The sequence below is a fragment of the Rhizobacter sp. genome (assembly GCF_031412075.1).
Classification (GTDB): Bacteria; Pseudomonadota; Gammaproteobacteria; order Burkholderiales; family Burkholderiaceae_C; genus Rhizobacter.
The window spans coordinates 1-3,731 of sequence record NZ_JANOCG010000628.1; the positions used below are offsets into that span (position 1 = coordinate 1).

Annotated in this window: 4 protein-coding genes and 1 pseudogene; all 5 read left to right on the plus strand. The window is 68.0% G+C overall.

Annotated features, from left to right (window positions below; all coding sequences use genetic code 11):
* On the plus strand, window positions 1-550 hold a 550-nt coding region (locus RMO40_RS23120), incomplete at its 5' end, for a hypothetical protein (RefSeq protein WP_309725951.1).
* Window positions 547-1,914, plus strand: a complete 1,368-nt coding sequence (locus RMO40_RS23125) for a hypothetical protein (RefSeq protein ID WP_309725952.1) — start codon at window positions 547-549, stop codon at window positions 1,912-1,914. The genes RMO40_RS23120 and RMO40_RS23125, both read left to right, overlap by 4 nt.
* Window positions 1,911-3,026 (plus strand): hypothetical protein, encoded by a 1,116-nt coding sequence (locus tag RMO40_RS23130; protein ID WP_309725953.1) that lies wholly within the window; start codon window positions 1,911-1,913, stop codon window positions 3,024-3,026. Before RMO40_RS23125 ends, RMO40_RS23130 begins: the two co-directional genes overlap by 4 nt.
* Window positions 3,027-3,050: 24 nt before the next feature.
* Window positions 3,051-3,326, plus strand: coding sequence for a DUF2277 family protein (locus RMO40_RS23135; protein ID WP_309725954.1), 276 nt, complete (start codon window positions 3,051-3,053; stop codon window positions 3,324-3,326).
* Window positions 3,327-3,397: 71 nt separating this feature from the next.
* Window positions 3,398-3,731 (plus strand): annotated as a pseudogene (locus RMO40_RS23140) (hypothetical protein); the annotation flags it as partial.

The following is a 3,731-nucleotide window of genomic DNA, read 5'->3' on the forward strand; positions in this document are numbered from 1 at the left end:
TCTGATGGGCACCACGTTGCGCATATGCGCGGCGCCGCTGGGGCTTGCAGTGGCTCTGCTGGCGGGGTGTGGCTCCACGCCGTCGTCACCCTGGCCGGCCTGGGTGACGCGGCCCGAGGCGGCAGGCGGCATCGCGGCCGCTGAGTGTGTCGAGTCCAGCGGCAACCTCTCGCTCGACCGCAGCCAGGCGGCTGCGATGGCCCGGGTGACCATGGCGCGCAACCTCGAAGTCAACATCCAGGCGAGCGACGAACTCAGCACCAGCAAGACCGGGGCGAAGAGCACACAGTCGTTCAAGTCGTCTGCCAAGGTCTTGACCGAGAAGGCACTCACCAACACCCGCGTCACCCGGTTTGAAGAGGTGACGGTGGGCAAGGGCAAGTGGTTGTGCGCCGAGGTGTCGATCGACGCCACCGGCACACGCAGCCTGGTGAAGCAGGCGGTCGAAACGACCGGCAGCACCGCCTCGCCCGATGTGGAGGAGATGCTGTTGCAGCAGTTCCGCCGCCGTGCGCCGCCGGCCCAGGTGGTGCAAAAGAGCGCGCCATGAAAGCCGGCTTGCGCGTGTGGCTGTTGGGCGCCGCCTTGGCCACGGCGGCCACCCACGCCGTGGCGGCCTGCAAGGTGGCGGGCGACGGCGACACACCGCCCGCCTGGACCATGCCGCAAGCCAGCGAAGACCCGGCCACCGTGAGCGCCGCGGGCTCGGCCACGATCGATGGCGACCGCTTGAGCGACGCGCTCGCAGCCGCACGAACGCAGGCGCTGAAAGAGCTGGCCGAGCGCATCCGCGTGTCGGTGAGCGCCAGCGTCAAGCTCAACGACAGCAAGGTGAGCGAGGGTGGCAAGCAGGTGCTGCGCTCGTCCATCGAATCGGTGGCCGAAGCCACCACCAGCGTGACGCTGCAAAACGTGCGCGCCGACCAGCAGTGGGTCGACGCGAAGCGCTGCCAGGCGTGGGTCCGGGTGTCGGTGAGCCGCGCCGACTTCGACCGCGCCCGCAAGCGCGACATGCTGCTCGCCTTGGGCAAGCAGGTGAGCGCCATGCTCGCGATCGGCGAAGACGCGTCCAAGCCTTTGCAGCAACGTGAGAGTTCGGCTGCGGCGGCTTCCTCGCTGCTCGGCACCAACGACTTTCGCGAGGTGCCTGAAGTGCCGGTGGTCGCGCTCAAGGCGAGGCTGGGCGGGGTCGACAAGATGCTGCAAAAGATGAAGCAGGACGAAAAGCGTTTGCTCGGCCTGGCGCAAAGCCATGTCGAGGCCTACGCCGAATTCAAGAGCGCCACCCACCCGGTGGAGCGGCTCGAAGCCGCCGGCCGCGCACTGCGGCCACTGCGCACGCTGATGGCCGCGAGCTGGGTGCCTGACGAATCGACGATCGGGTTTGTACCGCAAGCGCGGCTGGTGTCCCTGTTGTCGGATGCCGGTTACTCGTGCCTGGCGCGACAGGCCAGTCAAGACAAGGCCGCCTGCGCTGCACCCGAGCTGGCGCAAGAGCGGCAGAAGGAATATTTCGCCGGCCGCCAGGTGGTGCTGAGCTGCGGCCTGCGCCTGGGCGGCAAGCCTGCGCCGTGGGTCAAGGCCTGTGCGTCGCTGGCCGAGTCGCTGGCCAAGCTCGGGGCGCGAACCGAGATCGATGCGCCGATTCCCAAATCGCCTGCGGCCGGCGTGACCACCATCCGGTTGATGGCCGATGGGCGGGTCAGCTCGCGCACCGACCCCGAAGACAAGACCCAGGGCCACCGTTTCGAAGGCACGGTGAGCGCGCAGGTGCGCGGGCTCGACAGCCCCATCGACGACTCCTACCAGGCGCTCACCGGCTGGAACCCGGTGTCGACGGCGATGGCCACCGACATCCTCGCGCTCAGCGCGGCCAAGCGGCTGATGGAGCGCATCGGGCAGAGTTGGCAATGATGCGTCGCATCGTGTTGCTGCTGTCGGTTTGGTGTGTGGCGGGCAGCGCACTGGCCTCCGATGGCGTGCGCGTCTCGGTTGCCGCCTACATCACCGACCCCAAGTTCGCCGCCTACGAAAAGGTGGCGCTGGCCCGCGCTGAAGAGCTGTTGGGCGACTCCAAGTTCGTGGTGCTCGACGAGGCCAAGGCCAAACAGCTCAAGAAAGGCTGGGTCGACCTGGCCGACCCCGGCCACGTGATCACCGCCGAAGAGTTCGTCAAACGCGCGGGCAAATACGACATCCAGAAAGTGGTGCGCCTGGGCGTGAGCGTGAGCGTGAAGCCGGTGCTGGGTTTGTTCTACACCGCCACCGCCACAGCAGAGTTCCGCATGGTCGACAAGTCGGCGCAGGTGCAGGCCTTCACGCTCGACGGCATGGGCACACGTGGCATTCCGCCCTCCGACGGTTTGACCGAAGGCGCGGCGATCAGCAATGCAATCCAGCGCGCCGTCGATGGTGCGGCCCAGCGCGCCGGCCTCACGGTGCTGAGCCCGGCCTTGCCGAAAGCCGTGCCGCTGGTGCTGGAGCCCGTGGCGAGCGCACCGGCCGAGATCGAGCTGGCGCCAGCCGCCGGTGAGGTGAGCGACACGCCCGCCTGGGTGGCTGCCGCCAAGCTCACCAAGGAGACCTGGCGTGGCGAAGACAAGGCCTGCGTCGCGGTGTCGCCCGACGGCCAGGTGGGCGCGGTCGGTGGCTACACCTGGAACGTCAACCGCCTGGGTGGCTTGACGCGCACCTATGGCGGTCGGGTGCACCTCATCGACACCACGAGCGCGCAAGAATTCAACCTGCACACGGTTCACGCGATCGGTGTGCGCGATGCGGGTGAAGACAGCAGCTCCGCACCGCTCGCCTGCGGCTTCGTCGGCAACTGGCGCTACCTGGTGGTGGCCACCGGCAACGTGCTCTCATGCTTTGACGTGGAGCGTGGCGCCGAGACCTGCCGCCTGCCGCTCAAGGGCGGCATCAGCAAGGGCCAGCTGAGCGTGGGCCGCGTCGGCAACAACGCCTATGTGGCGCTGCTGTCCGACAAGGGCAAGGCTTACTACCGCGTGGTGGTGGCCAAGTAGAAGTCACTCGCCAGGAGCTGCGCCATGTGCCGCAACATCAAGACCTTGTTCAACTTCGAGCCGCCGGCCACCGAGTTGGAGATACGCGACGCGTCGCTGCAGTTTGTGCGCAAGCTGAGCGGCTTCAACGTGCCGTCGAAGGCGAACGAGGCGGCCTTCGATCAGGCGGTGGAAGACGTGGCCGCGGCGGCGCGCGTGCTGATCCAGTCGCTCGTGACCACCGCCGAGCTGCGTGACCGCGAGATCGAAGCCGCACGTGCCCGCGCCCGATCGGCTGCGCGCTTCGCGATCCGACCCTGAGGCGACCCTGAGGCGACCCTGAGGCGCCCCTGAGGGTTTTCGCCAAGCGGCCGCCTGCTACCCTGCACCCCATGAACAAACACACCTTCTCTATGCTGACCCTGGCCCTCTTGTTGAGCGCTTGTGCGTCTCAAGTGGTCACTCCCGTGACCGACGCCGCGACCACGCCCTTGAGCGACCTCAACCTGGTTCGAGCCCCCATCCCGCCGGTTTTGGCCGAGGCCCAGAAGCGGCCGTATGCCGCGCCGAAAGACACCACCTGCAGCGCGCTCGCCGCCGAAGTGAAATCGCTCGATGAGGTGCTGGGCCCCGACCTCGATGCACCCGCCACGGCGGCCAACCCCGGCCTCATCGAACGCGGCGTCACGCTCGCGGGCAACGAGGCGGTGAGCACCGTGCGTGGTG